Annotated in this window: 1 protein-coding gene; it reads right to left on the bottom strand. The window is 70.2% G+C overall.

The window, feature by feature from the left end:
- The coding region (locus tag JAO81_RS41940; protein ID WP_233416669.1) for a phage tail tape measure protein at positions 1-595 on the bottom strand (595 nt) is incomplete at its 3' end.
- Positions 596-708 lie beyond the last annotated feature (113 nt).

The raw sequence follows: 708 nt of genomic DNA, 5'->3' as shown, positions 1-708 counted from the left end.
CGGCGGACAGGCCGATCAGCTCGAAGCCGCCGCGGACCTTCTCGCCGCCCTGGACCGCTTCGAGGGAAAACTCCTTGATGGTGTCGGCCACCAGGTCGGTGTCTCGGGCGCCGGCCTTCATGCCCTGCGCCAGGATGCCGGTGGCCATCTCGGCGGACAGACCCATGTTCTGGAACTGCACGCTGTATTCGTTGAACGTGTCGGCGAGGTCGTCGGCGCGGGGCCCCATCACCTGGAAACCGCGGGTCATCACGTCGAATGCCTCGTCGGCGTTCGCCGCGAGGCCGGTCTTCATCATCTGCCCGACCGCGTTGGTGGCCTGCCCCAGGTCCACTTCGAAGGTGTTCGCCAGGTCGGCGGCCTTGGTGGAGATCTGCTCCAGCTGGGCGGTCGTGGCCCCGGGCGGGGCCAGGCCTGCGGTCATGGTGGCCCGGATCGCGTCTGCGGCCTGCTGGAAGTCCCCGGTGACGCCCTTGGAGTACAACTGGCCTGCGATCTTGCCGTACTTGGCTGCCTCCGCTGGGGTGGCGCCCAGCTGCGCACCCAGGCGTGCCGTCACCTGCCCCTGGTCCAGAGCCTGGGTGAGTCCAGCCATCAGTCCGGCGCCGGCCGCAATACCAACGCCGGCCAAGGCCAGTTTGAACGCGCCGGAGAACCGGCCGCCGGCGTCCTCACCCGCGCGGGCCGCCGGGCCATCGGCGACCCCGG

This window comes from Streptomyces sp. N35, from assembly GCF_016464295.1.
GTDB lineage: Bacteria > Actinomycetota > Actinomycetes > Streptomycetales > Streptomycetaceae > Streptomyces.
Note: the sequence above shows the minus strand (reverse complement) of the source record. Positions and strands in the feature narration are given on the sequence as shown.